A 25,357-nucleotide genomic window follows, 5' to 3' on the forward strand; every position below is an offset into this window, starting at 1 on the left:
GCTACGGGAATGCAAAAATAGCAACTATAAATTTTGTGAATAGTAGGGGTGCCTGATGGCGGACTTGCGAGAGGTCGACCTGAACCTGCTGATCTTGTTCCAGCACTTGCTGGAGGACCGCAACCTGTCCGCCGTGGCGCGCCGGCTGGACCTGTCGCAGCCGGCCGTCAGCAACGCCCTGCGCCGGCTGCGGCTGGCATTCGGCGACGAACTGTTTGTGCGCACCGCCCAGGGCATGCTGCCGACGCCGCGCGCGCAGCGCCTGGCCGGACCGGTCAGCGAAGCGCTGGCCCTGCTTTCACAGGCGCTGCAGGATCAGGACGCCTTCGACGCGGCCACCAGCACGCGGCGCTTTCGCGTGGCCATGACGGACGTGGGCGAAATTCATTTCATGCCGCGGCTGATGGAGGTCTGCGTCCAGGTGGCGCCGCAGGTGCGCATCGATTCCGTGCGCGTGCAGGGGGCGGACCTGCCGCGCGAGATGGAGGCGGGCCGGGTCGACCTGGCCATCGGCGCATTCGACGATATGGGCGCGGGTACCTTGCAACGCATGTTGTTTCGCCAGGGGTACGCCACGCTGTTCCGCCAGGCGCATCCCACCGCCCATGCCGGCATGGGGTTGAAGGCATTTCGCGCCGAGCGCCACCTGATCGTGTCGCGCGCCGCGCCCTACGGGCAGGTCAACCAGTCGATGGAGCGCGCTGGCGTGCCGCTGGCCGAGCATTTCAGCGTGCCGCATTTCTCGGCCGTGCCTTACATCGTCAGCGCCACCGACCTGCTGGCCACGGTGCCGGAAAAGCTGGCGGCCAGCGCCGCCCAGCCGTTCGGCCTGCGCTACATGGCGCCGCCGGTGAAGGTGCCGGCGCTGCAGACCAATATGTACTGGCAGCGCCGCTACGACCGCGACGGCGGCAACCAGTGGTTGCGGGCCTTGATCGTCAACACGTTTGCGGTGGGGGCGCCGTCGCGGTGACCGACGCGCGCGCCTGCGCCAGGGCCTCGCGCAGCACCGCCATGTCGCCCAGGTGGTTGGCCAGCAGCAGGATCAGCGCCGCGTTCATTTCCTGGCTCTGCTCGTTGCTCAGGTCGCGATGGGCGTCGATCAGCGCCTCGTAGAAGTCGTCCGGCGCGGCCAGGTTGGTTTCGGTGTTCAGCATGGATGGGGCCTCCGGATTCAGGCGCGGCCGATGGCGCGGTTGACGGCCGACGCCACCGCGTCGGGTTGGAAGGCGCGCCAGCGCGCGGCGACGTGCTGGTCGGGCCGGATCAGATAGGCAGTGCCCGTCAGCGCGTCGTAGCGCTGGGCCAGCAGCCCTTCGGCATCGACGACGCGCGCCAGGTCTTCCGGCCAGCCGGCGGCGTTGCCGCCGGGACCGGCTACCAGCACCGGCTTGACCGGCACGGCGGCCAAGCGCAGCGCGCGCAGGGCCTGCAGCGTTTCACTATCGGGCGGGGCATCGCCGCAGAACAGCGCCAGCGTGAAGCCGGCGTCCAGGTGCGACAGCCACCACGGCGCGTCGGCGGTGCCGCGCACCGGCGCGTCCAGCGCCACCGCGCCGGGCCGCATGCGGCCGGCGAAGGTGTCGGTGTCGGGGGTGTTCAGCGGCGAGTCCACATAGGTGGCGGGCAGCGACAGGCGGCCGCTGTTGACCAGCGCGCGTGCGAACGCATGGGTACGGGCCAGGTTCAGCACCGCGTTGCGGAAACTGCGGCTGATGTCGCTTTTGGGGGTGATGAAGTCGGTGGCGCGCGACGAATTCAGGATGTTTTCGTCGGCGGCATGCTCGCGTTCGGCGGCGTAGCTGTCGATCAGCGCTTCCGGCGCCTGGCCGGCCAGCACCAGGCGCAGCTTCCACGCCAGGTTCTCGGCATCCTGCACGCCGCTGTTGGCGCCGCGCGCGCCGAACGGCGAGACGCGGTGCGCCGAGTCGCCGGCGAACACCACGCGGCCGTGGCGGAACTTGTCCATGCGTTCGCAGGCGAAGGTGTAGACGCTGACCCATTCCAGGTCGAACTGCGCGTCCGGGCCCAGCAGGGCGCGGATGCGCGGCAGCACGTTCTCGGGTTTGACGGCCTCGACCGGGTCGGCGTTCCAGCCCAGCTGAAAGTCGATGCGCCAGACATTGTCGGGCTGCATGTGCAGCAGCACCGATTGATTGGGGTGGAAGGGCGGGTCGAACCAGAACCAGCGCTCAGCCGGGAAGTCGGCCTTCATCTTGACGTCGGCGATCAGGAAGCGGTCGCGGAAGATGCGGCCGTGGCTTTCCTGGCCGATCAGCTTGCGCACCGGCGAGCGGGCGCCGTCACAGGCCACCAGCCAGTCGGCACGCAGCGCGTAGCCGCCCTCGGGCGTGTCGATCGACAGCACCACGCCGTCGCCCGCCTGTTCCAGGCCCACCACCTTGTTCTTCCAGCGCAGGTCGATGTTCGGTTCCTGGCGCGCCTGCTCGTACAGATAGCCTTCAGCGTAGTACTGCTGCAGGTTGATGAAGGCGGGGCGGCGGTGTCCGGGTTCGGGCAGCAGATCGAAGCGCCAGACCTCCTGGTCGCGGAAGAACACCTTGCCGACGTTCCACGACACGCCCTTGTCGACCATGCGCTGGCCGACGCCGAGGCGGTCCCAGATTTCGAGGGTGCGCTTGGAAAAGCAGATGGCGCGCGAGCCGGTGGACAGGCGGTAATCGTCGTCCAGCACCACCACCCGCACGCCCTGGCGCGCCAGATCCAGCGCCGTGGTCAGGCCGACCGGACCGGCACCCACCACCACCACCGGGTGGCGCGCCTGGGTCGCGGCGGCCTGGTCGGCGTGCTTCTCATAGGCGAACTCCATCGCCTGAAAGTCGATGTCTCCCACGGTTGTCTCCTGTGTGGGTCATTTTGTTTTTTATGCGCGGCGCCGCGCGCTGCCCGCGACCTCTGGCCGGCGGGCCGTGCGGCGCCGTTTCAATCGGTGGCACAGCGGCCGGCGAACCGGCCGCGCGGGATCAGCCTTCCAGCTGGGCCCACATTTCCAGGTCGCGCTTGTCGGTCCAGATGCGCGGGTGGACGTGGCCGGTGGCCTCGTCATAGGCGCGCGACACGTCGAACGGCATGCAGTGGTCGAAAATGACCCAGTCGCTGTAGCGCGGCTTCATGAAGTCGTACACCTCGCGGTAGATCGTCTTCAGGTCCTTGCCTTCGGCCACGCCGCGGTTCACCGCGCCGTACAGGTCGGTCAGGAAGGCGCGCGTACCGGCCAGGCCCTGGCGCACTTCGGTGGCGTTCTTCAGGGCCGGGCCGCGGCCCGGCACCATCTTCTCGGCCTCGAAACCCGACAGCGCGTCCAGCGTGCTGGGCCAGTCGCGGAAATAGGCATCGCCGCAGTAGGGCGTGGACTGGTATTCGACCAGATCGCCGGCGAACAGGATCTTCTGCTCGGGCAGCCAGGCGATGGTGTCGCCCTTGGTGTGGCCGCGGCCGACCTGCAACAGCTTGACCTCCAGGTTGCCCAGGTTGACGGTCATCTCGCCCTTGAAGGTCATGGTGGGCCAGACCAGGCCGGGGGGAATCGATTCGGCGTTGCGGAACAGGCGCGGGAAGCGGCCGATTTCGCTGGCCTTGTCCTGCTCGCCGCGTTCGGCGATCAGGTCGTAGGTGTCGCGGCTGGCCAGGATTTCCTGGGCGTTGTAGGCCGACGCGCCGAATACGCGCACCGCGTGGTAGTGCGACAGCAGGATGTACTTGATGGGCTTGTCGGTGACTTCGCGGATGCGGCGGATGACGTCCTGCGCCATGACCGGCGTGGCCTGGGTATCGACCACCATGACGGCCTCGTCGCCGATGATGATGCCGGTATTGGGGTCGCCTTCGGCGGTGTAGGCGTAGGCGTTGTCGGACAGCTTTTCGAACGACACGACCTTGTCGGCCAGATCGGCGTGCGAGGCGAATTGCTTGCTCATGGAGGCTCCTTCCACTGTTATAGGAATAGGGTGTGTGGACGGACTATAGCGTGGCGTTAGTGGTTGTGCAATACGTTTGCTATAAACGAATCAACCCTTTTTGCCAGGGATTCCCCTTGGGTTTCCGCGGCCCGCCAAAATGCATCCGGGCCGCGCAGGGCGGCCCGGACGGGAACCTTTCCGGCCGGCGGCGGCCCCAGGGAGTCGGCGTGTGGGTCAGGCCTTCTGGCACTTCGGGCAGTAATAGGTGGCCCGCTGGCCCTGCACGATGCGCTTGATCGGCGTGCCGCAGACCCGGCAGGGCTGGCCGGCGCGCTCGTAGACCGCCGCGTGGATCTCGAAATACGCGCCCGGTTCGCCGCTGGCGCCGACGTAGTCGCGCAGGGTGCTGCCGCCGGAGGTCAGGGCGTCGGCCAGGGTGGCGCGCACCATGTCCGCCAGGCGGTCGCAGCGCGCGCGCGACAGCGTGTTGGCCGGGGTCTTGGGGTTGATGCGGGCGCGGAACAGGCTTTCGGAGGCGTAGATATTGCCCACGCCCACCACCGCCATGCCGGCCAGCAGCACCTGCTTGATCGCGGCGCCGTGGTTCTTGAAGTGGCGGTGCAGCCAGGCGCCATCGAAGCGCGGGTCGAAGGGTTCGATGCCGAGCTTGGCCAGCAGGGGGTGGCTTTCGACCGGTCCGTCCGCGTCGGAGTGCCACAGCACCGCGCCGAAGCGGCGCGGATCATGCAGCCGCAGCACGGCCTGGTCGAAGATCCATTCGACGTGGTCGTGCTTGCGCAGGAATTCACCGGGCGCCACGCTGCGCAGCGATCCGGACATGCCCAGATGCACGATCTGGGTGCCGTGGTCGAAGCGCAGCAGCAGGTATTTGCCGCGGCGGCCGCATTCCAGCACGGTGCGGCCGCTCACCAAGGCGGGCAGCTCGGCCGGGATGGGCCAGCGCATCCGGGACTCATGGATGACCAGCCGCGTGAGGGGGCGGCCGGTGATGACGGCGTCGATTCCGCGACGCGTGGTTTCAACTTCAGGCAGTTCCGGCATGAGCCAGTGTAAGATCATCAATTGCGTGTACGAAGATTGTGCCACCAACCGGACGGGCCGCGTGAAGTCGTCTTTCAAACAAATGAATATCGGGATTGCCGCGCTGGCGCTTGCGTTGGCCTCCGCCCTGGCCCCTCAGGCCCAGGCCGCCGACAGCCGGACGCGCGATGCGACCGGCCCCCGCATGGCGCCGCTGAATCGTCAACCGGAAACCGAGGTGATCCGCCTGCGGCCAGGCCAGTTGCCGTACGTCACCCTGACCGCCGATATCTTCTATCGTGTCCTGGCCTCCGAAATCGCCGCCCAGCGCGGCATGTATGGCACGGCCGCCAGCACCATGGTCGGCCTGGCGCGCGACACCGGCGACCCCCGCCTGGCGCGCCGCGGCCTGGAGTTCCAGCTGGCCGGCGGCAACCTGCCCGGCGCGCTGGATGCGGCGCGTGTCTGGGCGCGGCTGTCGCCCAATGATCTCGAAGCCAGCTCCACCGAACTGGCGCTGGCCGCCGCCAATGGCCAGACCAAGGGCCTGTCGCAGGCGCTGCGCAACCGCATCGAGTCCTCGCACGACAAGCCGGCCGCCATCGGCCAGGCCCTGGCGGTGCTGAGCCGCCTGAACGACCGCCGCCTGGCGCTGCGCATCCTCGACGATGCCTTGAGCGACAGTGTGCGCAAGCTGCCTGCCGCCCACCTGGCGCTGGCCGATGTGGCATCGGCCGCCGGCGATTACCCGCGCGCCGCCCAGGAGGCCCGCGCCGCCCTGGCCGCCGATCCCAAGTCCGAACCGGCTGCCCAGCGCGTGCTCGAATACGGCGCCAAGGTCGATCCGCAACGCGCGCAGGCCGATGCCCGCGCCTATATCAGCCGCAATCCCAACGCGCGCAAGGTGCGGCTGATGCTGGCTGGCCAGATGGCCGACGCCGGCGATTACAACGGCGCCCTGGCCGAATTGCAGGCCATGTCGCGCCGCTCGCCCGAAGACTTCGACCTGCTCTTCATGCAGGCCCAGCTGGCGTACAAGGCCGGCCAGTTGCCGCGCGCCAAGACGCTGCTGCAGCAGTATCTCGAAGTCCAGAACCAGCGCCAGCGCGCCATCGTGCCAGGCGCCACCGATGCCGGCGCCGCCGCGGCCGATGCCCATGTGCTGCTTTCGCGCATTGCCGAAGACCAGGGCCAATACGACGAGGCCATCGCCGAGCTGGGCCGTATCGACGACCCGTCGCTGCGTTTCTCGGCGCGCATGCGCCAGGCCGCGCTGCGCGCCAAGTCCGGCCGCGTCGACGACGCCATCAAGATGGTGGACGCCGCCTCGCCCCAGGACGAGGAAGAGCGCACCCTGGGCGTGTTGACCAAGGCCCAGATCCTGCGCGACGCGGATCGCATCGGCCAGGCCGTGTCGGTGCTGGAAGCGGCCGACCAGGCGCTGCCGGACACGGTCGAGATCAAGTACGAGCTGGCCATGCTGTACGAGCGCCAGGACCGCCTGGCCGACCTCGAACGCATGCTGCGCCAGGTCATCGCCCTGGATCCCGAACACGCCCACGCCTACAACGCGCTGGGCTACACCCTGGCCGACCACAACCAGCGCCTGCCCGAGGCCCTGGACCTGATCACCCAGGCGCTGGAACTCTCGCCCAACGACCCGTTCATCCTCGACAGCATGGGCTGGGTCAAATTCCGCATGGGCGATCAGGCCGCGGCCGCCGACTACCTGCGCCGCGCCTACAGCGTGCGGCCCGAGGCCGACATCGCCGCCCACCTGGCCGAGGTGCTCTGGACCCAGGGCAAGCGCGATCAGGCGGTCGAACTGCTGCGCGCCGCGGTCCGGAAGGATCCCAAGAACGCGACCGTGCTCGAGGTCATCAAGCGCCTTGGGGTCGCCCTGTGACGGTAACGCTGTGCGGCGCGCGCCTGGGCCTGGCGTGGATGCGCTGGGCGCTGTTGGCCTTGCTGGCGTTCGTGCTGGCCGCCTGCACCACCACTCCCAAGCCCATCGAAGGCGAGGCGGCCGATGCGTTTTCGCGTGTCGGGCGGTTCGCCATCACCGTCAACGAAGAAGGCGGCAAGCAGAGCGCGGTGCAGGGCGGCTTTTCGTGGTCGGACGACGGCCGGCGCTACGTGCTGGACCTGACCAACCCGCTCGGTTCGACCGAGGCGCGGGTCGAAGGGCGGCCGGGCGCGGCCAGCCTGACCAAGGCCGACGGCACCCGCCTGGTGGCCGACAACCCCGATGCCTTGGCCGAGGATGCGCTGGGCAGTCGCATGCCGGTGTCCGGCCTGCGCGACTGGCTGCGTGGCAGGCTGGCGGGACAGCCCGATGCCACCGATGTGTCCACCGATGATCTCGGCCGGCCGGTGGCTTTCGAGCAGGGCGGCTGGCGCGCGCGGCTCTCGCGCTACGACACGCTGGGGCCGCGGATGCTGGTGCTGGAACGCCTGGAGCCAGGCCGCCGCATCATGGTGCGCCTGGTCGTCAACCAGCCTTGATACCGCGGGCCGGTGGTCTGAACCCCCGGCCTCCCCGAGGCGGGGCGCCGTCCGCGCTAACACGTCTGTCTCGCTTCAATCAGCAAAGCAGCCTTGCAAAATCGAGGCTGTTACTGATTGATAGGTTCTGTTTAACCTGAATAATTCTCCGCACACCCGCGCGCGTTACCCCTGTGCGCGGCATGCAAGCCGGCGGACGCGGATCGCGCCGCCGCTTTTTACGGAGAACGGCTATGTTCAGGAATACACGAATCGCGACGATGCTCTTGGGGATCATCGCGGTGTTTTTCACTTTCCAGCTGCTGGTGGGTGGCATGGGCTTCGCCGCCCTGCGCCAGACCAATCAGGACGTCGGCCAGCTCTATCGCCTTTCCGCGCTGCAGGTCAACGCCGTCAATACGGCCGCGCTGTCACTGGTGGCGGCCCGCACCGACCTGAGCCGTTACGCCAACCGGGTGACACAGGGCAATCCCGGCGACACCACCGCGCTGCGGTTGGCGCGCCAGCGCATCGCCGCGGGCGATCGCGCCTTCCAGCGCTTCGCCGGCGGCTTGTCGGCTCAGGAAAAGACCGAGTCCAAGGACCTGATCGAGGCCTACAACAACCTCAGCGCCAACCTGCAGAACGTCGGCAAGGTGCTCGAGGCCGGTGACATGGAAGCCTATTTCAAGCAGGGCACGCAGCAGGCGCAGGAACTGCTGGTGTCCGAGCGCGATGCTTTCATGCGCCGCGCCGAAGCCGCCGGCCAGGATGTGATGGACGAGATTTCGCTGTTCCACACCGCCTTCAGTTCGCTGCTGGCCGGCATCCTGGTATTGGGCCTGCTGATGGCGGTGGGCGCGCATGTGCTGATTCGCCGCATGATCGTGCGGCCGCTGCTGGAAGCCGGCGAGATCTTTCGCCGCATTGCCGATGGCGACCTGACGCGCCGCGTGGCGGATCGCGGCCGCAATGAGATCGGGGCGCTGCTGAATGCCCTGCGCGCGATGCAGGACAGCCTGGTCCGTACGGTGTCCAGCGTGCGCCGGGGGGTCGACGAGATCAACGTCGGTGCGCGCGAGATTTCGTCCGGCAATGCCGATCTGTCCAGCCGCACCGAAGAGCAGGCCGCCTCGCTCGAGGAAACCGCCGCCAGCATGGAAGAGCTGGCCACCACCGTGAAGCAGAACGCCGACAGCGCGCGCGAAGCCAACCGCATGGTTGCCACCTCGGCCGCCGTGGCGCAACGCGGCGGCGAGGCCGTCTCCAGCGTGGTCGAGACCATGCGTGCGATCCAGGGCAGCTCATCACGCATTTCCGACATCGTCGGCGTGATCGACGGCATCGCCTTTCAGACCAACATTCTGGCGCTGAACGCCGCGGTGGAGGCCGCGCGCGCCGGCGAGCAGGGCAAGGGCTTCGCCGTGGTCGCCAGCGAGGTGCGCACGCTGGCCCAGCGCAGCGCCGCCGCCGCCAAGGAAATCAAGCAACTGATCGAGGATTCGGCGCAGACGGTCGGCGTTGGTGCCGCGCAGGTCGAAACCGCGGGCGCCACCATGCGCGAGATCGTCGATTCGGTGCAGCGCGTGACCGGCCTGATGGGCGAGATCTCCGCTGCATCGGAAGAGCAGGCCACCGGCATTGACCAGGTCAACCGCGCCGTGACGCAGATGGATGGCGTGACCCAGCAAAACGCCGCGCTGGTGGAGCAGGCCGCTGCCGCGGCCGGCGCGCTCGAAGAGCAGGCGCGCCAGTTGGCGGGCGCCGTGGCGGTGTTCAAACTGCCGGAAGGGCAGGTGATCGAGGCGCCGGCCGAGCGCCTGGCTGGCCGCGTCGCGCCGCAGATCGCCTGATGATCCGGGGCCGCTGGGCGGGTGCCGGCGGCCCGGCTTTGCCACGCCCGGCGCCTGCGCGTGCGCCTGATCGCTAAAATCGACGCATCCGTCTTTTTTCCCGATCCGCCGTGACCCTCTACGACGTACCCGCGCCCGCCAAGGTGAACCTGTTCCTGCATGTGGTGGGCCGCCGTCCCGACGGCTACCACCTGCTGCAGACTGCCTTCCGCTTCATCGACCTGTGCGACACGCTGCATTTCGAGGCGCGCGCCGACGGCGTCATCAGCCGCGCCACGGCATTGCCGGGCGTGTCCGAGCAGGACGACCTCACCTTGCGCGCCGCGCGCGCCCTGCAACAGGCCACCGGCACGCGCCAGGGCGCGCAGATCGCGCTGGAAAAACGCATTCCGCAGGGCGGCGGCCTGGGCGGCGGTTCGAGCGATGCGGCCACCGTGCTGATCGCCTTGAACCGCCTGTGGGGCACCGGTCTGTCGCGGCGCGAATTGATGGACCTGGCCCTGCCGCTGGGCGCCGACGTGCCGGTGTTCGTGTTCGGCCAGTCTGCTTTTGCCGAGGGCGTGGGCGAAAAGCTGACCGCGCTGGACCTGCCGGCGCGGGCCTATCTGGTGGCGCAGCCGGACGCCAGCGTGCCGACCGCTGGAATTTTTTCCGCCCCCGATTTGACAAGAGACTCTTCTTACATCACAATAGCGGACTTTCTTGCTTCGCCAACATTTTCCTTCGGGAAAAATGATCTGGAGCCGGTGGTCTACCGTCTTTATCCTGAGGTTCTCAGGGCATCGCGGTGGCTTGCAGAGCAGGGTGTGTTGAAAAACACAGGTACCCAAGTTCGCATGTCGGGATCTGGTGCGTGTTTATACGCCGAGTTTTCCGAACTTTCGGAGGCCGTTTTGGCGAAAACGGAAATTACCGCTACAATGCGCGGCGCTGTTGAAGCAAACTGCAAATCACACAGCACAACGCATCCACGGTTCCGGTTGGTACAGGCGTGTCCTGGGTTGACTGAACATCCGTTGCGGAATTGGATTGCAAGATAGTTGGGGAGTCGCCAAGCTGGTTAAGGCACCGGATTTTGATTCCGGCATGCGAAGGTTCGAATCCTTCCTCCCCAGCCAACCGAATACATAACAAAGCTGTTGAACACGCCTGTAAGACACTGGCCCGGGTTCAGCAGCTTTTTTATTTTCCGGCGTCAGCAGGTTCCCGCATCACCTCGTTAGTGTCTCAAAACGACCATCGCATCATCCATCATGGCAAACGATAGCTTCATGATCTTCACGGGCACGGCCAATACTCGGCTGGCCGTGGACGTAGTCAACCACCTCGACATGTCCCTGGGCAAGATGACCGTCGGTCGCTTCTCGGACGGCGAGGTGATGGTCGAGATCAACGAGAACGTGCGCGGCAAGGACGTCTTCGTCCTGCAGCCCACCTGTGCGCCTACCAACGACAACCTGATGGAAATCATGGTGATGGTCGATGCCCTGCGCCGCGCCTCGGCCGGCCGCATCACCGCCGCGATTCCCTATTTCGGCTACGCCCGCCAGGACCGCCGCCCGCGCTCGGCGCGCGTCGCGATCTCGGCCAAGGTGGTGGCCAACATGCTGCAAGTGGCTGGCGTCGACCGTGTCCTGACGATGGACCTGCACGCCGACCAGATCCAGGGTTTCTTCGACATCCCGGTGGACAACATCTACGCCGGTCCGATCCTGCTGGGCGACATCTGGCGCCGCAATTTCTCGAACCTGGTCGTGGTGTCCCCGGACATCGGCGGCGTGGTGCGGGCCCGTGCGCTGGCCAAGCAGCTCGAAGCCGACCTGGCCATCATCGACAAGCGTCGTCCGCGCGCCAACGTGTCGGAAGTGATGAACATCATCGGTGAAGTCGACGGCCGCACCTGCATCATCATGGACGACATGGTCGACACCGCCGGCACGCTGTGCAAGGCGGCCCAGGCCTTGAAGGACCGTGGCGCCGGCGCCGTCTACGCCTATTGCACCCATCCCGTGCTGTCCGGCGGCGCCATCGACCGCATCGAGGCGTCGGCGCTGGACGAACTGGTCGTCACCGACACCATTCCGCTCTCCGAGCAAGGCCAGGCCAGCGGCAAGATCCGCCAGTTGTCGTGCGCCGCGCTGCTGGGCGAGACCATCCTGCGTATCTCGAACGCGGAATCGGTCAGCTCGCTGTTCGTCGACTGACGCCAGCCCACCCGTTTTTTGTGCCTTGCTGGTCGCGGCAAGGCACAAGCAACACGGCGCACCTGTTGTGCGCCGTGCATTTAACCGGCGAAGTCCGCTTCGCTTTTTCAGTTTTTGGAGTTTTCCATGAAATTCACTGCCACTGCGCGTAGCGTCCAGGGTTCGAGTGCGAGCCGCCGCCTGCGCCGCGCGGGCCGCGTTCCCGCCATCGTCTATGGTGGTTCGGCTGCCCCGCTGAACATCGAACTCGACCACAACGAGATCTACCACGCCCTGCGCAAGGAAGAGTTCCACGCGTCGATCCTGCAAATGCAGCTCGAAGGCAAGGACGAGCAGGTCCTGCTGCGTTCGGTTCAATGGCACGCCTACAAGCCGCAAGTCCTGCACGTGGACTTCCAGCGCGTCGACGCCAACCAGGCGCTGCGCACCAAGGTGCCGTTGCACTTCGTGAACGCTGAAATCTCGCCGGCCGTCAAGCTGAGCGGCGCGATCGTCAGCCACGTCACCACCGAACTGGAAATCACGTGCCTGCCGTCGGCGCTGCCCCAGTTCATCGAAGTCGACCTGACCAACATCCTGGCCGGCGCTTCGATCCACCTGGCTGACATCAAGCTGCCGATGGGCGTGACCTACGTCCCGCACGGTGGTGAAGAGAACCCGCTGCTGGCCGCCGCTGTCGTCAAGGGCGGCGCTGCCGCCGACGACGCCGCCGCGGAAACCCCCGCCGCCTAAGTCCTGCCGGAAAGCCCTGGCTTTCCTGCGGCTTGCGCCCGAAACCCTGCGTGTGCATTTGCATGCGCAGGGTTTTTTGGTTTAAACAGCCCCATCATGTCTATTCCCATACGCCTCATCGTGGGATTGGGTAACCCCGGTCCCGACTACGAAACCACTCGCCACAACGCGGGCTTCTGGCTGGCCGACCACCTGGCGGACGATCTGCGCGCCTCATTCGCGCTGGAGAAGTCGTTCTTCGGCATGGTGGCCAAGGCCCGCCTGGGGGCCGACAACGTGCTGCTGCTCAAGCCCAACACCTACATGAACCGTTCCGGCCAGGCGGTCGGAGCGCTGGCGCGCTTCTACAAGCTGACGCCGGAACAGGTGCTGGTGCTGCACGACGAACTCGACCTGATGCCGGGCCAGGTCAAACTCAAGCAGGGCGGCGGCCACGCCGGCCACAACGGCCTGAAGGACATCCAGGCCGCGCTCGGCAGCCCGAATTTCTGGCGCCTGCGCATCGGCATCGGCCATCCGCGCACGCTCGGCCTGGCGCAGCAGGTGGCCGACTTCGTGCTGCACCCGCCGCGCCGTGAAGAGCAGAAGGAGATCGAGGCGGTCATCGACCGCTGCCGCGCCGTGGTGCCGGCCATGCTGGCGGGCGACTTCGCGCTGGCCACGCGCCAGTTGCACAGCGGCAACGACGCCTGATGGACGACGCTCCGGGCTCCGCCGCGCCGCGCAAGCTGCGTTTCCGCAGTGAGCTGGCGGATTTCTGGCGCTTCGTGCGTCATCCCCATCCGGTGCGCCGCCTGCCGGGGCGCACGCCAGCGATCGGCTGGGTGTCGGACTGGTGGCCCGGCGTCGGCCCCGGACGCCTGCTGGCCTGGGCGGCCGTGCTGTGGCTGATCAACCTGTTCGCGCTGGGGCCGGTGGCGGTGGCCGCGGCAGGCTTGGGTGGCGTGACGCACCGGCTGGACCCGGCCAACATCCCGTGGCTGACGGCGGTGGTCTGGGCGCCGCTGGTCGAGGAAATGCTGTTCCGCTATGGCCTGCGCCGGCCCAAGCAGGCGCTGTGGCTGTGCCCGGCGCTGTTGCCGGTGGTGCTGTACGGCCCGCGCATCTGGACCGGCCTGCTGCTGGCCGCCTTGGTGCTGCTGGCCTGCTGGGCGCTGCGGCCGCGCCCCGCGCCGCTCAGGGGCTGGAACACGCGGTGGCGGCGCCTTTACCTGAGGCACTTCGGCTGGGTGTTCCACCTGGTGGCGCTGACCTTTGCCGCCGTGCACCTGACCAACTTCGTCTTCAACCACACGCCTTATTGGCTGCTGCCATTGCTGGTGCTGCCGCAATGGGTCACCGGCCTGGTGCTGGGCTGGATCCGCATCCGCCGTGGCATCGGCGCGGCAATCGCGTTGCACGCCACGTTCAACGCCGGCCCCATTTTGCTGATCTGGGTCGTGATGCGCTGGGCGCCCACGGCGGCCGGTTGAGCCGTCCGTCCCCCACGGGCGCCGTCCCGATGGCGCCGCCCGGCGGGGTAAACTAGAACGTTAACGATCAATACCGTACTTACACAGGATTCCCATGGCTCTGCAATGCGGCATCGTCGGCCTGCCCAACGTTGGCAAATCGACACTTTTCAATGCTCTGACCCGCGCCGGCATCGCCGCCGAGAACTACCCGTTCTGCACCATCGAGCCGAACGTCGGCGTGGTCGAGGTGCCGGATCCGCGTCTGCAGAAGCTGGCCGAGATCGTCAAGCCCGAGCGCATCCTGTCGGCCACGGTCGAATTCGTCGACATCGCCGGCCTGGTGGCGGGCGCCAGCAAGGGCGAGGGCCTGGGCAACCAGTTCCTCTCGCACATCCGCGAAACCGACGCCATCGTCAACGTGGTGCGCTGCTTCGAAGACCCCAACGTGATCCACGTCGCCGGCAAGGTCGACCCGATCGCCGACATCGAAGTCATTGAAACCGAACTGGCCCTGGCCGACCTGCAGACCGCCGAAAAGGCCCTGCAGCGCCACCAGAAAACCGCGCGTTCCGGCGACAAGGAATCGCAGCGCATCGTCGCCGTGCTGGAAAAGTGCGTGGCGCAGCTGAACGAGGCCAAGCCGATCCGCGCGCTCGACCTGTCCACCGAGGAAAAGGCTGACATCGCCCAGCTCTGCTTCATCACCGCCAAGCGCGCGATGTACGTGGGCAACGTGGCCGACGACGGCTTCACCAACAACCCGCTGCTGGACCGCCTGACCGAATTCGCCGCCGCCCGCAACGCGCCGGTGGTCGCTATCTGCGCCGCCATCGAATCGGAAATCGTCGACCTGGACGACGCCGACCGCCAGGCCTTCCTGTCGGACATGGGCATGGAAGAGCCGGGCCTGAACCGCCTGATCCGCGCTGCCTTCAAGCTGCTGGGCCTGCAGACCTACTTCACCGCCGGCGTCAAAGAAGTGCGCGCCTGGACCGTGCCGATCGGCGCCACCGCGCCCCAGGCTGCCGGCGTCATCCACACCGACTTCGAACGCGGCTTCATCCGCGCGCAGACCATCGCGTATGAAGACTTCATCACCTACAAGGGTGAGCAGGGTGCGAAGGAAGCGGGCAAGATGCGGGCGGAAGGCAAGGAATACATCGTGCAGGATGGGGATGTGATGAATTTCTTGTTTAACGTCTGATCGTTATTCCCACGCGCGTTCGGTCGCGCTTCACAGACGGGGCAGGCCTTTGGCATCAAGGGCCTGCCCCGTCTATTTAGAACTTCGCCTGCAAACTCAACGTCACCCTACGCGGCTCGCCATAGATCAAGCCGTTATAGAACCCATACTGCCGGTAGTACGTCTTGTCGAACAGATTGCTGACGTTCAGCATGGCCGACAGGTGGCGGTTGATGTCATAGCGCGCCATCGCGTTGAATAGCGCATACCCCTTCAGAGGAATCGGCGAATCGTCGAAGCCGCCGCGGCCATCCGGCCGGCCGGGGTAGGGCTCGGACACCGTCTTTCCTTGCCAGGACATGCCGCCGCCGACGGTCAGCCCCCGGAGCGGCCCCTGGAACCGGTAGGTGGTGTTCAGCCGCAGCAGATGGCGCGGGTCGGGGCGCTCGGCGGTGTCGTTGTTGCCGACGTCCAGATAGGTGTAGCCCAGATAGACGTTCCAGGCGGCCGTCACGGCGCCGGCGATCTCGGCGTCCACGCCCTTGACGATGACGCCGGTGCCGGGCTGGTAGGCCTGGTCGCCATCGGGCGTCAACCTGTCGCCGTCTTTCAGGGCGACGTTCTTCTGCAGGCTGCGGAATGTCGACACGGCGGCATTGAGCGCGCCATTGAACCATTCGCCCTTGATGCCGGCCTCGTAGCTGGCGCCCGTGATGGGCTTGAGGGTGTCGCCGCTTTCATTCTTGTTGGTCTGCGGCGTGAAGACATCGGTGTAGCTGGCGTAGACCGAGTAGTTCGGCGTCAACCCGTAGACCAGGCCGTAGTAGGGCGTCCAGGCGTGGGCGGCGTTTTCTCCGGTGCGCGCGCCGCGGGCGCCCGCCGCGTTGTAGTTGTCGCTGTGGATCTGGTAGACGCTGCGGCGCAGTCCGGTGATCAGGGTCAGGTCGTCGGCGAGTTCGAAGCGGCCCGCGACGTAGCCGCCATAGAGCGTTGTCCGGGTGACGCGGCGGGCGTCGGTGCGGAAGGCGCGGATGTTGCCATATTCGTCGCCGCGCCAGGCGCGCCAGTCGGCGACGGGCAATTCGGTGCGGTATTGGCAGCGTCCGCGGAAGCCGGCGATGCCGTCGATGCTGCAGTTGCTGCTGTTGAAGGTCCAGGACGGTTCGTCCATGCGCGAGCCGTTCAGGCCGACGAGCAGTTCATGCCGGTGTCCGAACAGTTCCAGGGGGCCCGACAGATCCAGCGAGAAGGAGTCGGTTTCGCCTTCGGTCTCCGAATGGATGGCATTGAGGTAGGCGCCGCTGCCGTCCTGATGCCAATGGGGCCAGCGGACCCTGCCGTTGTTGACCTTGATGGCCCCCTTGTTGTTCAGGTCCGCGCGCGAGGCGTGGGCATAATCGGCACGCAGCTTCCAGTCGTTGTCGAAGCGATGGTCGAGCGAGACGAACAGCGTCTTCGCTTCCATGTCGGTCTTGCTCCAGTCCGCCGCGAGGTTGAGGCTGCGGCGGAAATGGGTCGGCGATCCGTCTGCGAACCAGGCGGGCACGTTGGCGCCCCAGGAGGCGCCGTGGAAGATGCTGTGTTCGTACTGGAAGCCCAGGCCCACCTGCGTGCGGGCTGTCACATCCATGGCGATGCTGGCCAGGAACCCCTGCCGTTCGATGCCCGAGTGGTCGCGAAACCCGTCGGAGTCCTCGCCGCTGAATACCAGGCGCGAGCGGACGCGGCCGTCCGCCGCCAGCGGTATGTTGATGTCGCCGACGGCATTCTTCTTGTTCCAGCTTCCGGTGCGCAGGGTCAGGCTCGCGCCGAGCGTGCGGCCAGGGCGCTTGCGCACCAGGTCGACGGTGGCGGAGGGATCGCCGGTGCCGCCCATCAAGCCGTTCGCGCCCCGCACGATGCTGACGCGGTCGTAGAGATCCATGTTGATCGCGCCGCTGCCGCCGCCGTTGAACGAGGACCCGCCGATGATCGACAGGCCATCGACTTTGTAGTTGGTGATGTTGAATCCGCGGGCCCGCCAGGTGGTGCGCCCGCCGTTGTCCAACTCGGTGAAGGTGATGCCCGTCGTGCTGCCGAGGACGTCGCCGATGGACTGCATGCCCTGGTCGTCCATCTGCTGGCGCGTCACCACCGACACGGACTGGGGTGTTTCCTTAGGACTCAGCGTCAGGCCCGTCGAGGCACGGGTCGAGGGCACGGTATAGGAGCGCGTGGCCTCGGTGGGCTCGTCGGCTTGCCCGCTCACTTCAATGGCCGGCAGCGTGGCCGGTCCGGGCGATGCGTTGCCGGCGGCATCCGGCTGTCGCGCCTGGGCCGGGGCGGCCGCGGACGCCAGCGCAAGCGTGATCAGGCCAAGCAGTACGGACGCGCCCGACGAGTGGTGGTGCATGACAATCCATCCCTGTTTAAATTAGAAAACGAAGCGCCATTGATTGGCATTTGTATTTATGCAAATGACTGCCCAGGGAATATGCCGGATATCGGCCGGGATGGATCGCGCAACGCGCGATGGCGCGGCAAAAGCAGACTTGTTGAAGTGGGGCGCCGCCGCGCGAATGGGATCAGGCGGTGCGATGGCGAGGCGCGCGGGGCCTCATTGCCATGCCGACCTATCGGCATCGTGTGCGCTCACCACGGTTCCAGGAGCCAGCCCTGTTCTGTGGCGCGCAGCCTATCGGTCAGCGCCAGGTTGTCCAGGAACGCGTTGTCGTGCGACACCACGACCAGCGCGCCGGGGTAGCCGCGCAGCATGCTTTCCAACGCGAGCAGGGAAGGCAGGTCGAGGTGATTGCCCGGCTCGTCCAACAGCAGCAGGCGTGGCGGCGGATCGGCGTAGAGCGCGCAAGCCAGCGCCGCCTTCAGGCGTTCGCCGCCGCTCAGCGCGCCGCTCGGCGCCATGATCTTGCGCGCGTCCAGGCCGAGGTGCGTCAGGCGTGTGCGCAGATCGCCTTCGCTCAGGGCTGCGTTGACGGCTTGCAGTTGTTCGAGCACGGGCCGGTGCGAGGCCAGGCTGGCCAGGCGCTGGTCGAGATGGACGCATTCGGGCACGCGCTTGCGTTCGCCCGCCAGCGGCGCCAGTTGGCCGGCCAGCACCTTGAGCAAGGTCGATTTGCCGCAACCATTGGGGCCGGTGACCGCGACGCGTTGCTGGCCGCCCAGCAGCAGGTCGACGTGGCGGGTGGGGCCCGCGACAAAAGGCAGTGTGACGGCCTCCAGCGCCGCCACGCGCCGCTGCGCGGCCGGCGAGACGGGCAGGGCATGCAGCGAGATGTCGACGTCCCTTTCCACCTGCTGCGCGGCGTCGCGCACGGCCTGCGCCAGGCGGTCGTGGGCGGCGGCATGCTGCTGGCGCAGCCTGCCTGCCGAGTCCTCGCTGCGGCCCTTTTGCCGGTCGAGCAGGATCTTCGCCTGGTTGGCTTCCTTGCCATGTCGCTGGCCGCGCGCCTGCCGCCGTTCCTGCCGTTCGCGCTGCGCCTGCATGGCCTGTTCTTCGCGCCGGCGTTCGAGCTTGCGGTGTTCGAGCCGCTCGAGCGCATTCGATCGTTCCTGTGCCTTGCTGGCGGCGTAGGCGTCGTAGTTGCCGCCGTAGCTGCGCAGGCCCAGCGACGACAGTTCGACGATGCGGGTCATGGTGTCTAGCAGTTGGCGGTCGTGGCTGACGACCAGCAGTCCGCGCGGCCAATGCCGCAGCTGTTCGATCAGAGCCTGGCGGTTGCGCCGGTCCAGGTGGTTGCTGGGTTCGTCGAGAATGAGGAAGTCGGCGTCGGACAGCATGGCGCTGGCCAGCGCCACGCGCATGGCCTCGCCGCCGCTGAGGGCGCTGGCCGGCGTCGCGGCGTCGAGATGGCCGAGGCCATCGCGTGCCAGCGCGTGTTGCAGGCGTTGGCGGATATCCCAGCGATCGCCGACTTGCTCGAAGTCTTCCGGCGCGCTGCTGCCGGCTTCGATGCGCCCGAGGGCGTCCAGCGTGGCTTGCACGCCGGCCAGGCTGGCGACGGTGGCGCCGGCAGGCGGGGACACCTGTTGGGCCAGGTAGAAGACGTTGCCCGATCGCAGGCAACGCCCGCTCGAGGGCGATAACTGGCCGGCCAGGATCCGCGCCAGCACGGTTTTGCCGGCGCCATTGCGCCCGACCAGGCCGGTGGGGCGTTGGTCGAAGGTTTCGTCGAGTGCGGAAAAAAGCGGGCTGCCGTCGGGCAGCAGGTACGACACGCGTTCCAGCGTGAGATAGGGAGTCGTCATGCGTGATGCTTCCAGGGATGCCAGGAACTCCCCCTGCGAACGGGGGCGGGTGGAGACTGGCCGTCAGGGTGACGGCGGCATCAATGGCGCATGGGACGAATACCTCGATGAATGGCGTTCAGGCCGTTACTTTAAAAGCCCTGCGGGGAATTGGCAAAACGCGTGCGCGGCAAGGCTGTCCGGGCAGGCGGGAAGGGCTCGCGGCAAAGGCAATCGGGCCGGTGCGCGGAGGTGCGGCGTTTCAGGCCTCCAGGGCCTGCGCCACCACCCATCCCGCCAAGTACAGCCCCACGCCGAACGACGCATGCGCCATCAGGCTGCGCAGGCGCGCCACACCGGGCTTTGGGGTCTTGGACGCGGCGATGCCGGCGCCCATGCCGGGTTGCAGGATCAGGAACGGCGCTGCCACCGTGGCGAGGCCGACGATCAGCGCCGGCGGCAGGGTCGGCCGCGCGGCCCAGGCCGGGCCCCAGATCGCCAGCAGCAGCAGGGCGAAGAGGACGCCGATGGCGTAGTGGGCGATCCAGCCAATGGCGCGTTCGCCCGCCACGGGCGCCGAGCGCGCGATGCCGGGATGGGTCAGGCGTCCTTGCGGCAGGTGGCCGAGCCAGCGGCCGACCAGGGCGTAGTCCAGCGACGGCACGCCGAACAGGCGCTTGAGCAGCAGCGCCCACAGATCCATGACGAGCGTGGCGCCGGCGCCGATCAGCACGGCGCGAAGAATGAGGTCGGGGGGCATGCGAGGGCTCGGGCGATATGGAATAACAATCAATAGATTAATTGAATGTTATTCAATAACCTTTCCGAGTGTCAATGTCACGGACAGGCGATGGGGCATTGCCCGCGCGAAGCGGCACGGGTAGGAAGGTTTTGGGCCGTGGCGTTGGAGCAACGCCACGGGCGGCCCCAGGGCGTGGCGCTACCCGCCCTTGCCGCCGCCCGCGGCGCGCAGGAAGTTCTCTTCCAGCACGTTCAGCACCCGGTTCAGGGTGTCGATGTCGGACGCGGACAGTCCCTTGAGCGATTCGTCGAAGAAGGCCGCGCGCTTGGGCAGGGCTTCATCGACCACGGCCTGGCCGGCCGGCGTGAGGCGGGCGTTGGTCAGGCGGTTGTCGTGCGGGTCGACGGCGCGCGCGATCCAGCCAAGTTTCTGCATTGCCTGCAATTGGCGGGTGAGCGAGGCGGGATCGAGGCGGCAGCGTTCGGCCAAGTGCTTCTGCGAGCAGGGACCGTTTTCATGCAGCGCCAGCAGGATGCGCCAGCGCGGCAGCGCGTGGCCGACCCGGCCGCTGAAGGCGCTCTGCATGACCCGGTAGGTCTGGCCCATGTGCTGGATGACCTGCAGGCCCTGTTGTTGTTTGGGCAAAAGCTACTCTCCGACGGCGGCGGGCTCCGGCTTGGCGGGGCGCGCCAATTGCACCAGGGGGACGCGCCGCACGCACCACAGCGCCAGCACCGCGACCGCCAGGGCGATGAGCTGCCCCTCGTGGATGGCGCCGACCAGCGCCACGCGCGCGATCTCGATCAGCGACGTTCCATCCTGGCCTTGATGCGCCAATTGTGCCAGGAACTGGCTCTGGGCCTCGGGATTGACCAGCATCTGCGGGTCGTTCAGTTGCGGCAGCCAACGCGCCGAGGCGCCGCGCAGGGTCGATTCGACGCCGCTGAAATAGCTGTGGCTGACCATGGTGCCGACCACGGCCGTGCCCAGCATGCCGCCGACCATGCGCAGCGATTGCAGCATTGCGGTGGCGATGCCCAGGTGGCTGCGGCCGGCGGTCTGCTGCGCGAACACGGTCAGGTTGGGCATGATGAAGCCCATGCCCAGGCCGGCCATCAGCATGTAGGCGGCGATCAGGCCCTGCGGCGTGTCATTGTGGGTGGTGACGATGCCCAGGCAGGACAGCGCCATCAGGATGAAGCCGGCATACAGCATGCGGTTGGGGTTGCGGATGCGGGTGATGATGCGGCCGTTGACGATGCTGCCCACGGTGATGAAGACCACCATCGGCGTGATCAGCAGGCCGGCGTCCTGTGGCGACAGGCCGAAGCCGCCCTGCAGCAGCAGCGGCGCGTAGAACAGCAGCGAATACATGGTGACGCCCACCAGCAGGGCCAGGATGAACAGCATGGCCAGGCCGCGGTTGCGGAACATGTCGAAGGGCAGCAGCGGATGCGGGCAGCGCCGTTCCCACCAGATCAACAGGCCGAAGGCGGCAACGCTGGCGGCGCCCAGCAGCGCGATGGTGGCGCTCAGGCCTTCCTTGGGCAGCAGTTCCACCAGCAGTTGCAGGCTGCCGAGCGCGGCGGCGATCAACAGCGCGCCCTGCCAGTCCAGGCGCACCTTGCCGGTGGCGTGGTTGCGCAGGTGCGGCAGGTAGCGCGTCACGAACCAGAGGCCGAGGATGCCGATGGGCAGGTTGACGTAGAACACCGAGCGCCAGCCGTAGTGCTCGGTCAGCGCGCCGCCCAGCGTGGGGCCGATTGCGTTGGCGATGCCGAAGGCCGAACTGAGCATGACCTGCCAGCGCAGCCGCACGTGCGGGTCGGGGAACAGGTCGGGAATGGAGGCGAAGGCGGTGCCCACCAGCATGCCGCCGCCGATGCCTTGCAAGGCCCGCGCCAGCACCAGCGTGAACATGCTGTCGGCGGCGCCGCACAGCACCGAGGCCAGCGTGAACAGCACGATCGCCGCCACCACGAAGGGCTTGCGGCCGTAGTAGTCGCCCAGCCGCCCGAAGATCGGCACGGTGATCACCGAGGTCAGCAGATAGGACGTGGCCACCCATGCGTACAGCTCGAAGCCCTTGAGTTCGGCCACGATGGTGGGCAGCGCGGTGCCCACCACGGTCTGGTCGATGGCGACCATCATCATGACGAAGCACATGCCCAGCATGGCGAGCAGGGTCTGGCGGAAGGGGAGCACCTGGCCGGGCGAATAAGGGGTGCTGGGGACGGGGGCGGGCATTATTGGACCGATCAATTATTGATGGATCAATCATTCTAGCCCTACAATCCCCGAGACAGAAAACCGTCAGCCTCGGGCCGGGCGCGCGGCCGGGCCCGATTTGTTACGATAGCGGTATGTGCACGCTGGTCAGACTGGCGTCTTCAGCAGGTCTTTCCATGGCAGTCCTCTCCGCTTGGCATCCCGGCCCCCCGGCCTGGCGCACGCGGCGGCACGCGATCGAAGACGGACAAATCAGGAGGCCGCGCGCAGGGCGCGGCGGCAAAGCGCCATTTCCGCGCCAGGCGCGGCGGATGGCATTCAAGGATTACCAGTCGAGGTACCGACGGGGCGGCAATGAAAACGTGGTTCAAGCGCATTCTGATAGGCCTGGTGGTGTTGATTGTCGTGGCCGTCGTTGGCCTGGCCATCTTTTTGCTGACGTTCGACCCCAACGCGTACAAGTACAAGCTCGAAGAGCTGGTGCAGGAACGCTATCACCGCACCCTCACGATCGACGGCGAGATCCAGCTGTCGCTGTTCCCGCGCATCGGCCTGTCGGTGCAGGGTGTGTCGCTGTCCGAGGTCAATAGTCCCGATACCTTCGCCTCCATCGACAGCACCCGCCTGGCGGTGGCGGTGTGGCCGCTGCTGTCCAACAGCTTCGTGGTCGACCACGTGGCCATCAGCGGCTTCAAGGCGCGCGTGGTGCGCAACAAGGACGGCCAGTTCAATTTCAGCAACCTGGTGGGCGGCACCGCGCCGGTGGTGGCCACGCCCGCCAATCCGGCCGAGGCGCTGGCAGGCGCCGCCCAGACCGCCGCGCAGGCGCTCAGCAGCGGGGCGCTGCCGCCGTCGCGCAACAACATGCAGATCGACATCGCCGGCCTCGACCTGAAGGATGGCGAGGTGCTGTTGCAGGACCAGATGTCCGGCATGGCGGTGGCGGTCACCAAGATCAATGCCAACACGGGCCGCGTCACGTTCAACCAGCCTTTTGACGTGCGCCTGACCGCGCGCATCGAGGGCGGCAATCCGCGTATCGACGCCAATCTGACCGGCCAGGCGTTGCTGACGCTGGACCCGTCGGCCAAGCGCTATGCGGCGCAGAAGCTGGACCTGCGCATGGACGGCAAGCTGCCGGGCGCCGAGGCCAAGAGCCTGGCGATGCGCGGCAACCTGGCGTTCAATGGCCAGAAATCGGCCTTGAACGTGGCGGGCCTGGAGGTCGTGTTCCAGGGTGACGTGACCGATCCGGCCGCGCGCGCCACCAATGTCGAGGCAAGCGTGGCCATGCCCAAGCTGTCGATCGACCCGCACAAGAGCCAGCTGCAGATCGAGAAGCTGGCGGTGCGCGCCAAGGGGGGCGTGGCCGACGGCCCGTTCGAATTCGCCGTCGATGCGCCCGCGCTGAATATTTCCCCGACGCAGGCCACCGGCGAGGCGCTGACCGGCCGCGTGCGCCTCAGCGGCCTGGATGCCAGTTTCGGCTTGAACGGCATCAGCGGCAACGCCGCCGAACTCGACATCAAGGAAGCCAAGCTCGACAGCACTTCCAAGAGTGGCGAGCGGGTCGTCAAGCTGAGCTTCGCCTCGCCGTTGACGCTGAACCTGCTGCAGCGCCAGGGCGGCCTGTCGGGCTTGCGCGGCGATGTCAGCATCACCGATCCCGGCCTGCCCAAGGGCAGCCTGCAGATCCCCGTGATCGGCAGCCTCAACGTCGATCTGCTCAAGGACACGGCCAGCAGCAAGATCAACGCCGTGCTGGAAGGCGGCAAGTTCGACCTGACCGCCGACATCGCCAAACTGAGCGATGCGCCGCAAGTGAAGTTCGCGCTGGCGGTGGATACGCTGGACCTGGATAAGCTGGCGCCGCCCGTCGCCGCCGCGCCGGCCAAGCCGCCCGCCGACGGCAAGAAGGACGAGAACAAGCCGGCGCAACCGGCGCCGGCCGCGCCGGCGGATGATTCGATCAACCTGTCGGCGCTGGTCGGTCCCAGCGTGAACGGCACGCTCAAGGTCGGCAAGCTGGTGGTGCGCGGCCTGAAGGCCGATGATGTCGCCGCCGCCATCAAGCTCGACCGCGGCAAGCTCGACATCTCCAGCCTGACCGCCGGGCTGTATGGCGGCAAGCTGGCCGGCGCGTTGTCGCTGGACGCGGCGCAGGGCAACCAGCTGGCGACCAAGATGTCGCTGGCGGGCATCGCCATCGAGCCGCTGCTGGTGGATTTGGCGCAGCGCAACATCCTGAGCGGCACCGGCAGCCTGGCGCTGGACCTGAAGACCGCGGGCGCCAATGCTTATGCCATGAAGGGCGGGCTGGGCGGCACCGTGCAGGTGCGGCTGCGCGATGGCGCCGTCAAGGGCATCAACCTGACGCAGACGTTGCGCGAACTGAAGGCCGCGCTCAAGCCCGACTCGCAGGACGAGACCGTGGCGGCCGATACCAGCAAGCAGACCGCCTTCTCGGAAATGGAAGCCGATCTGGCCTTCAACAAGGGCGTGGCCAGCGTCAAGCGCCTGAACGTGGTGTCGCCGCTGTTGCGCGTGACGCAGGGCGAGCCGGCCACCATCGATTTCGTCAAGAGCGAGCTCAACCTGGTGGCGCGCGCCCGCGTGATCAACCCGGCCGCCGACCCCGAGGGCAAGGAACTGATCGACCTGAAGGACGTGACCATTCCGGTGCACATCAAGGGCCCGTTCGACAAACCCACGTATACGCTGCTGTGGAAGGATGCCATCGGCGGCATCCTCAAGCGCAGCCTGGAAAACAAGCTGCGTGAAGCCGTGACCGGCAAGGGCAAGGGCGGCGCGGCGGTGGACAAGGCGCTCAAGGGCCTGCTGGGCAGATGAGCGCCGCCACCTTCCAGCCCATCGCCCAGTGCGGCGTGACGGCGCAGGCCGAGGCCGCGCCCTATCACCGCCAATGGCTGGTGGCCAACGATTCGGGCCAGTGGCTCAACCGCGAACTGTGCCCGCGGCTGGCCGACGTGGCGGTGGAGTTGCGCCTGGGTTACCTGGTGCTGCGCGCGCCGGGCATGCTGCGCATGGATATTCCGCTGGACGTGATCGAGGACGACGACAGCGTGCGCTACAGCATGAGGGTCGGCGAGCAGGTCATCGATGTGGTCGACGAGGGCGAACTGGCCGCTGCCTGGATCTCGAATTTCGTGCAGGTGCCGTGCCGCATCATGAAGGTGCATCCGGATACGCCCGTGTCCGCCTGGCCGGACTGAGCCTGGCGCGGTAAAGCCATTGCGCGAACCGTCGCCGGGCTGGCCGGCAACGCGCGAG

At 67.2% G+C, this 25,357-nt stretch carries 21 protein-coding genes and 1 tRNA gene; 13 read left to right on the forward strand and 9 right to left on the reverse strand.

Translation table 11 applies throughout. The annotated features are described in order from the left end of the window. Positions 1–55 precede the first annotated feature (55 nt). Positions 56–973, forward strand: coding sequence for a LysR family transcriptional regulator (locus tag K2W61_RS11965; RefSeq protein WP_175140393.1), 918 nt, complete (start codon positions 56–58; stop codon positions 971–973). Here the strand turns inward: K2W61_RS11965 and K2W61_RS11970 are convergent. From K2W61_RS11970 to mutM, 4 genes are all read right to left on the reverse strand, one after another. Next, entirely contained in the window at positions 939–1,157 is a 219-nt protein-coding gene (locus K2W61_RS11970; RefSeq protein ID WP_175134044.1) for a DUF2783 domain-containing protein, read from the reverse strand. The two genes, K2W61_RS11965 and K2W61_RS11970, sit on opposite strands and share 35 nt — an antisense overlap. Before the next feature lie 17 nt (positions 1,158–1,174). Next, a complete protein-coding gene (locus K2W61_RS11975; RefSeq protein WP_175140394.1) occupies positions 1,175–2,854 on the reverse strand; it encodes an FAD-dependent oxidoreductase in 1,680 nt (559 codons plus the stop codon). Positions 2,855–2,984: 130 nt separating this feature from the next. After that, on the reverse strand, positions 2,985–3,938 hold the full coding sequence (locus tag K2W61_RS11980) for an MBL fold metallo-hydrolase (protein WP_175140395.1): 954 nt from the start codon (positions 3,936–3,938) through the stop codon (positions 2,985–2,987). A 216-nt stretch (positions 3,939–4,154) separates the two neighbouring features. Then, positions 4,155–4,982 carry a bifunctional DNA-formamidopyrimidine glycosylase/DNA-(apurinic or apyrimidinic site) lyase gene (mutM, locus tag K2W61_RS11985; RefSeq protein ID WP_175134047.1) on the reverse strand — a complete coding sequence of 276 codons (828 nt, stop codon included), beginning with the start codon at positions 4,980–4,982 and terminating at the stop codon, positions 4,155–4,157. Between mutM and K2W61_RS11990 the strand changes: the two genes are divergently transcribed. From K2W61_RS11990 to ychF, 10 genes are all read left to right on the forward strand, one after another. Next, positions 4,981–6,867, forward strand: a complete 1,887-nt coding sequence (locus K2W61_RS11990; RefSeq protein WP_175140397.1) for a tetratricopeptide repeat protein — start codon at positions 4,981–4,983, stop codon at positions 6,865–6,867. The genes mutM and K2W61_RS11990 overlap by 2 nt on opposite strands. Before the next feature lie 38 nt (positions 6,868–6,905). After that, entirely contained in the window at positions 6,906–7,466 is a 561-nt protein-coding gene (gene lolB, locus K2W61_RS11995) for a lipoprotein insertase outer membrane protein LolB (RefSeq protein WP_175134066.1), read from the forward strand. Positions 7,467–7,699: 233 nt separating this feature from the next. Further along, positions 7,700–9,298, forward strand: coding sequence for a methyl-accepting chemotaxis protein (locus K2W61_RS12000; protein WP_175140398.1), 1,599 nt, complete (start codon positions 7,700–7,702; stop codon positions 9,296–9,298). A 110-nt stretch (positions 9,299–9,408) separates the two neighbouring features. Beyond that, positions 9,409–10,338: a 4-(cytidine 5'-diphospho)-2-C-methyl-D-erythritol kinase gene (gene ispE / locus K2W61_RS12005; RefSeq protein ID WP_236755689.1), complete on the forward strand. Its 930-nt coding sequence runs from the start codon at positions 9,409–9,411 to the stop codon at positions 10,336–10,338. 1 nt (position 10,339) lies between these two features. Continuing rightward, a tRNA-Gln gene (locus K2W61_RS12010) sits at positions 10,340–10,416 on the forward strand. A 135-nt stretch (positions 10,417–10,551) separates the two neighbouring features. After that, complete coding sequence (locus tag K2W61_RS12015; RefSeq protein WP_175134051.1) at positions 10,552–11,502, forward strand: ribose-phosphate pyrophosphokinase; 951 nt, start codon at positions 10,552–10,554, stop codon at positions 11,500–11,502. 126 nt (positions 11,503–11,628) lie between these two features. Next, on the forward strand, positions 11,629–12,234 hold the full coding sequence (locus tag K2W61_RS12020) for a 50S ribosomal protein L25/general stress protein Ctc (protein ID WP_175140400.1): 606 nt from the start codon (positions 11,629–11,631) through the stop codon (positions 12,232–12,234). 96 nt (positions 12,235–12,330) lie between these two features. Beyond that, positions 12,331–12,927 (forward strand): aminoacyl-tRNA hydrolase, encoded by a 597-nt coding sequence (gene pth, locus K2W61_RS12025; protein ID WP_175134053.1) that lies wholly within the window; start codon positions 12,331–12,333, stop codon positions 12,925–12,927. After that, entirely contained in the window at positions 12,927–13,706 is a 780-nt protein-coding gene (locus K2W61_RS12030) for a CPBP family glutamic-type intramembrane protease (RefSeq protein ID WP_175134054.1), read from the forward strand. The genes pth and K2W61_RS12030 overlap by 1 nt, the downstream gene beginning before the upstream one ends. Before the next feature lie 94 nt (positions 13,707–13,800). Continuing rightward, positions 13,801–14,892 (forward strand): redox-regulated ATPase YchF, encoded by a 1,092-nt coding sequence (ychF, locus tag K2W61_RS12035; RefSeq protein WP_006385927.1) that lies wholly within the window; start codon positions 13,801–13,803, stop codon positions 14,890–14,892. 76 nt (positions 14,893–14,968) lie between these two features. Here the strand turns inward: ychF and K2W61_RS12040 are convergent, their stop codons facing one another. From K2W61_RS12040 to K2W61_RS12060, 5 genes are all read right to left on the reverse strand, one after another. After that, the gene (locus tag K2W61_RS12040) at positions 14,969–17,263 is read right to left on the reverse strand and encodes a TonB-dependent siderophore receptor (protein ID WP_236755690.1); all 2,295 of its coding nucleotides are present in this window, start codon (positions 17,261–17,263) and stop codon (positions 14,969–14,971) included. Positions 17,264–17,502: 239 nt separating this feature from the next. Then, on the reverse strand, positions 17,503–19,116 hold the full coding sequence (locus K2W61_RS12045; RefSeq protein WP_236755691.1) for an ABC-F family ATP-binding cassette domain-containing protein: 1,614 nt from the start codon (positions 19,114–19,116) through the stop codon (positions 17,503–17,505). 241 nt (positions 19,117–19,357) lie between these two features. Beyond that, a complete protein-coding gene (locus K2W61_RS12050; RefSeq protein WP_175134057.1) occupies positions 19,358–19,855 on the reverse strand; it encodes a DUF2938 domain-containing protein in 498 nt (165 codons plus the stop codon). A gap of 180 nt (positions 19,856–20,035) precedes the next feature. Continuing rightward, a complete protein-coding gene (locus K2W61_RS12055) occupies positions 20,036–20,482 on the reverse strand; it encodes a MarR family winged helix-turn-helix transcriptional regulator (protein ID WP_175134058.1) in 447 nt (148 codons plus the stop codon). A 3-nt stretch (positions 20,483–20,485) separates the two neighbouring features. Then, positions 20,486–22,084 carry an MDR family MFS transporter gene (locus tag K2W61_RS12060; RefSeq protein ID WP_236755692.1) on the reverse strand — a complete coding sequence of 533 codons (1,599 nt, stop codon included), beginning with the start codon at positions 22,082–22,084 and terminating at the stop codon, positions 20,486–20,488. Positions 22,085–22,420: 336 nt separating this feature from the next. On the opposite strand from K2W61_RS12060, the gene K2W61_RS12065 reads away from it, so the two are divergent. Both K2W61_RS12065 and K2W61_RS12070 read left to right on the forward strand, forming a co-directional pair. Next, positions 22,421–24,916, forward strand: a complete 2,496-nt coding sequence (locus K2W61_RS12065) for an AsmA family protein (RefSeq protein WP_236755693.1) — start codon at positions 22,421–22,423, stop codon at positions 24,914–24,916. After that, positions 24,913–25,299 (forward strand): MOSC N-terminal beta barrel domain-containing protein, encoded by a 387-nt coding sequence (locus K2W61_RS12070; RefSeq protein ID WP_236755695.1) that lies wholly within the window; start codon positions 24,913–24,915, stop codon positions 25,297–25,299. Before K2W61_RS12065 ends, K2W61_RS12070 begins: the two co-directional genes overlap by 4 nt. Positions 25,300–25,357 lie beyond the last annotated feature (58 nt).

Origin of the sequence: Achromobacter pulmonis, from assembly GCF_021733725.1 — a bacterium.
Lineage (GTDB): Bacteria > Pseudomonadota > Gammaproteobacteria > Burkholderiales > Burkholderiaceae_B > Achromobacter > Achromobacter pulmonis.

What these genes read in the sequence shown, in the direction of transcription:
- K2W61_RS11965 (WP_175140393.1), top strand. Translation starts at nt 56, where the DNA reads ATGGCGGACTTGCGAGAGGTCGACCTGAACCTGCTGATCTTGTTCCAG.
- K2W61_RS11970 (WP_175134044.1), bottom strand. Translation starts at nt 1,157, where the DNA reads ATGCTGAACACCGAAACCAACCTGGCCGCGCCGGACGACTTCTACGAG.
- K2W61_RS11980 (WP_175140395.1), bottom strand. Translation starts at nt 3,938, where the DNA reads ATGAGCAAGCAATTCGCCTCGCACGCCGATCTGGCCGACAAGGTCGTG.
- K2W61_RS11990 (WP_175140397.1), top strand. Translation starts at nt 4,981, where the DNA reads ATGAGCCAGTGTAAGATCATCAATTGCGTGTACGAAGATTGTGCCACC.
- mutM (WP_175134047.1), bottom strand. Translation starts at nt 4,982, where the DNA reads ATGCCGGAACTGCCTGAAGTTGAAACCACGCGTCGCGGAATCGACGCC.
- lolB (WP_175134066.1), top strand. Translation starts at nt 6,906, where the DNA reads ATGCGCTGGGCGCTGTTGGCCTTGCTGGCGTTCGTGCTGGCCGCCTGC.
- K2W61_RS12000 (WP_175140398.1), top strand. Translation starts at nt 7,700, where the DNA reads ATGTTCAGGAATACACGAATCGCGACGATGCTCTTGGGGATCATCGCG.
- K2W61_RS12015 (WP_175134051.1), top strand. Translation starts at nt 10,552, where the DNA reads ATGGCAAACGATAGCTTCATGATCTTCACGGGCACGGCCAATACTCGG.
- K2W61_RS12020 (WP_175140400.1), top strand. Translation starts at nt 11,629, where the DNA reads ATGAAATTCACTGCCACTGCGCGTAGCGTCCAGGGTTCGAGTGCGAGC.
- pth (WP_175134053.1), top strand. Translation starts at nt 12,331, where the DNA reads ATGTCTATTCCCATACGCCTCATCGTGGGATTGGGTAACCCCGGTCCC.
- K2W61_RS12030 (WP_175134054.1), top strand. Translation starts at nt 12,927, where the DNA reads ATGGACGACGCTCCGGGCTCCGCCGCGCCGCGCAAGCTGCGTTTCCGC.
- ychF (WP_006385927.1), top strand. Translation starts at nt 13,801, where the DNA reads ATGGCTCTGCAATGCGGCATCGTCGGCCTGCCCAACGTTGGCAAATCG.
- K2W61_RS12040 (WP_236755690.1), bottom strand. Translation starts at nt 17,263, where the DNA reads ATGCACCACCACTCGTCGGGCGCGTCCGTACTGCTTGGCCTGATCACG.
- K2W61_RS12045 (WP_236755691.1), bottom strand. Translation starts at nt 19,116, where the DNA reads ATGACGACTCCCTATCTCACGCTGGAACGCGTGTCGTACCTGCTGCCC.
- K2W61_RS12050 (WP_175134057.1), bottom strand. Translation starts at nt 19,855, where the DNA reads ATGCCCCCCGACCTCATTCTTCGCGCCGTGCTGATCGGCGCCGGCGCC.
- K2W61_RS12060 (WP_236755692.1), bottom strand. Translation starts at nt 22,084, where the DNA reads ATGCCCGCCCCCGTCCCCAGCACCCCTTATTCGCCCGGCCAGGTGCTC.
- K2W61_RS12065 (WP_236755693.1), top strand. Translation starts at nt 22,421, where the DNA reads ATGAAAACGTGGTTCAAGCGCATTCTGATAGGCCTGGTGGTGTTGATT.
- K2W61_RS12070 (WP_236755695.1), top strand. Translation starts at nt 24,913, where the DNA reads ATGAGCGCCGCCACCTTCCAGCCCATCGCCCAGTGCGGCGTGACGGCG.